Source organism: Rothia sp. (in: high G+C Gram-positive bacteria), assembly GCF_015265375.1.
In the GTDB taxonomy this organism is placed as follows: Bacteria; Actinomycetota; Actinomycetes; order Actinomycetales; family Micrococcaceae; genus Rothia.
This window is the reverse complement of the sequence record NZ_JABZXW010000100.1, coordinates 1-3,344: the sequence shown is the minus strand read 5'-3', so window position 1 is coordinate 3,344 and position 3,344 is coordinate 1. Positions and strand designations below refer to the sequence as shown.

Genomic DNA, 3,344 nt, shown 5'->3' with positions numbered 1-3,344 from the left:
TTCACCCCTCAAAGCGGCTTCAGGAGGGCTCGGAGAGCAGTTCCAGCCTCTCCCCCGCAAGCTTTGCACCCCAAAATTTTTGAAGATTTTTCTTCCCACCCTGTTTCCCCAGCAGCAAGCTCACCAAAGCAGTCACTCAGGAAAAGATCGCAAGACTCCTACCCGGCACCCTCACCTCCGAAGACTAAAACTCCCACAGACAGAAACTTCTGGAGACAACAAAAAAGCCCCGAGGCGAACCTCGGGGCTTGAGCGGAGCGGTTGACGAGACTTGAACTCGCGACATCCACCTTGGCAAGGTGGTGCTCTACCAACTGAGCTACAACCGCATGTTTCGCTTTGAACTTTTCAGTTCGTCGCAACAACAGGTACTACTATACGAGTCTTTGCCGGGGTGCGCAAACCAAATTCTTGCCACACTCCCCCAAATGGAACCAGATTCAACACTATAAAATATACCGACTAGCAGTTTTACAAGAAATACCCATCACAAAAAATATTTTAAAATGAACGAAAAATCCCCTTATCCGCCGGGTTTCTTCAGACCTTTCGGCCGTCTGATTCCCGCTGGATAAGGGGATTCTCTAGAGCTTAGTCGCTGCTACCGCCGGAGTCGCCTCCACCGGAGTCGCCGCCGCCAGAGTAGTCGGAGCTACTGTAGCTGCTGTAGTCCGAACTGCTGGAGCTGTTGGAGCTTCCGGCGTCGAAGTCGCCCGCGTCCGGGTCGGGGCCCGGGTCCACAAAGTCGTCTTCGTCGTCCTCTTCACGCGAAGAGTCCGAAGAATCCGAAGTGTCTACGCCGTCAGAGGAGCTGCTGACGTCGCCACCACGGGCGTGCCGTGCCTGAGCTTCTTGAGCGTTCAGGGCGGCGCGCGCCTCGAAGTAGGCGGTCACGTACCCGAAGGCTGCCGCAACGACAACAGCGACCACCATCAAGACGGACTTGTCCATGTTGGCGATGTACAGAATCAGCCAGATAATGCAGGCGTTGGTGAGCGCCATGAGGGTGCCCTTGAGCAGCGCCTTGCCGATGATGGATTGGTTATTCGACCGGCTCATGGTTAGCTCAATTCAGCGGCAAGCTTGCGCAGACGTGCGAGGGAGGAGTCCTTGCCCAGGATTTCCATGGATTCGAACAGCGGCGGGGAGATACGCTCGCCGGACACTGCGATGCGCACGGGGCCGAATGCGAGGCGCGGCTTGATTTCCAGGCCGTCAACGATTGCGGCGCGCAGGGCTGCCTCGATGTTGGCTGCGGTGAAGTCCTCGAGGGGCTCGAGAGCTTCGATAGCGGCGGAAAGAACCTGCGGTGCGGATTCCTTGAGCTGCTTGCGTGCGTCGTCAGCCACGGTAATCTCGTCGTCGCTCTTGAAGAGGAATGCGAGCAGGCCGGGTGCTTCGCCAAGCAGCTGCATACGCTCCTGTACGAGGGGTGCAGCCTCGGTGAGGACCTGCTCTTCACGCTCGGTGAGGGTTTCGCCGAGTACGCCTGCAGCCTGCAGGTACGGGATGAGGCGGTCGCGGAAGTCCTTGGGGTCGAGCGCACGGATGTGGTCGCCGTTGATGGACTCTGCCTTCTTCACGTCGAAGCGTGCGGGGTTGGCGACAACGTCGTGTACGTCGAAGTGCTCGACGAGCTCGTCGATGCTGAAGACGTCCTGGTCTGCGGAGAGGGACCAGCCCAGCAGGGACAGGTAGTTCAGCAGGCCTTCCTTGATGAAGCCGGAGTCGCGCAGCAGGAAGAGGTTCGACTCGGGGTCGCGCTTGGAGAGCTTCTTGTTGCCCTGGCCCATGACGTAGGGCAGGTGGCCGAATTCGGGGATGAAGGTGGTCACGCCGGTGTCGATGAGTGCGCGGTAGAGCGCGATCTGACGCGGGGTGGAGGAGAGCAGGTCTTCGCCGCGCAGCACGTGGGTGATGCCCATGAGTGCGTCGTCGACGGGGTTCACGAAGGGGTACAGCGGGTCGCCGTTGGAGCGCACGACCACGTAGTCGGGCACGGTGCCAGCCTTGAAGGTGATTTCACCGCGAACCAGGTCGTTGAAGGTGATGTCCTCATCGGGCATGCGCAGACGCCACACGGGCTTGCGGCCCTCAGCGCGGTAGGCTTCCTTCTGCTCTTCGGTGAGGTTACGGTCGTAGTTGTCGTAGCCGAGCTGCGGGTCCTGACCGGCTGCCTTGCGGCGCTCCTTCACCTCGTCGGGGGTGGAGAAGTCTTCGTACACGTAGCCGCCCTCAACGAGCTTTTCGAAGATCTCGTTGTAGATGCCTGCGGTCTTACGCTCGGACTGGCGGTAGGGCTCGTGGGGGCCGCCGACGCCGACGCCTTCGTCCCAGTTGATGCCGAGCCAGTGCAGGGATTCGAGCACCTGGTTGAACGACTCTTCGGAGTCGCGTGCGGCGTCGGTGTCTTCGATGCGGAAGATCAGCTTGCCGCCGGTGTGGCGTGCGTATGCCCAGTTGAAGAGGGCGGTGCGGACCATGCCCACGTGCGGGGTGCCGGTGGGCGAGGGGCAGAAGCGCACGCGGGTGTCTGCGGGGCTGTTGAGTACGGGACCGTGGTATTCGGTCATGATGTCTCCTTGACGGTGTGTTTCAGGATGTACGTTACGTTGTGGGGCGCGGGCGGTTAGTCGCGCACGCGGGTGACGAGGGAGCCGATGCCTTCGACTTCGACCTCTACTTCGTTGCCGTCGCGCAGTACGCTGATGCCGGCGGGGGTGCCGGTGAGCAGTACGTCGCCGGGCAGCAGGGTGAAGATTTCGGAGGCTGCGGCAACCTGCTCGGCTACGGAGTAGTGCATTTCGGAGGTGTTGCCTTCCTGCACGACGTCGCCGTCAACCCAGGTGGTGATGTTCAGCGAGTCGGTGTCCAGGTCGGTTTCAATCCAGGGGCCGAGCGGGGTGGAGCCGTCGAAGCCCTTTGCGCGGGTCCACTGGCGGTCTTCGAGCAGGTCGCGGGCGGTGAGGTCGTTTGCCACGGTGTAGCCGAAGATGACCTCGTGCACGCGCTCGAGCGGCACGGACTTGGCGATACGACCGATAATGACGGCGAGTTCACCTTCTGCGCTGACGGCTTCGGAGTACTCGGGCAGGGTCACGGGGTCGCCGGGGCCAATGACGGTGGTGTTGGGCTTGAGGAAGAACTGCGGGGAGGCGGGCGCCTCGGTTCCAGCCCAGTTTGCGATCGCTCCAATCACCTTGGAGCGGGGAATAATCGGGGCGAGCAGGCGCACCTGGTCGATCGGGTAGGTGGTGCCGGTCGGTTCGATACCCGAGTAGAAGGGGTCGCCGGCGAGTACGCGCAGGGTTTCTTCGCCTGCGTCGCCTTCTACCAGCCCGAAG

The 3,344-nt window shown here is 61.3% G+C and carries 3 protein-coding genes and 1 tRNA gene; all 4 read right to left on the bottom strand.

Annotated elements, in window-relative coordinates; genetic code table 11:
* Positions 1–256: 256 nt before the first annotated feature.
* Positions 257–329: transfer RNA gene (locus tag HXO69_RS08795), tRNA-Gly, on the bottom strand.
* 262 nt (positions 330–591) lie between these two features.
* Entirely contained in the window at positions 592–1,059 is a 468-nt protein-coding gene (locus tag HXO69_RS08790; RefSeq protein WP_296546586.1) for a hypothetical protein, read from the bottom strand.
* A 2-nt stretch (positions 1,060–1,061) separates the two neighbouring features.
* Positions 1,062–2,573, bottom strand: coding sequence for a glutamate--tRNA ligase (gene gltX / locus HXO69_RS08785; RefSeq protein WP_296546584.1), 1,512 nt, complete (start codon positions 2,571–2,573; stop codon positions 1,062–1,064).
* Between the two features lie 56 nt (positions 2,574–2,629).
* On the bottom strand, positions 2,630–3,344 hold a 715-nt coding region (locus HXO69_RS08780), incomplete at its 5' end, for a fumarylacetoacetate hydrolase family protein (protein WP_296546581.1).

What these genes read in the sequence shown, in the direction of transcription:
- HXO69_RS08790 (WP_296546586.1), bottom strand. Translation starts at nt 1,059, where the DNA reads ATGAGCCGGTCGAATAACCAATCCATCATCGGCAAGGCGCTGCTCAAG.
- gltX (WP_296546584.1), bottom strand. Translation starts at nt 2,573, where the DNA reads ATGACCGAATACCACGGTCCCGTACTCAACAGCCCCGCAGACACCCGC.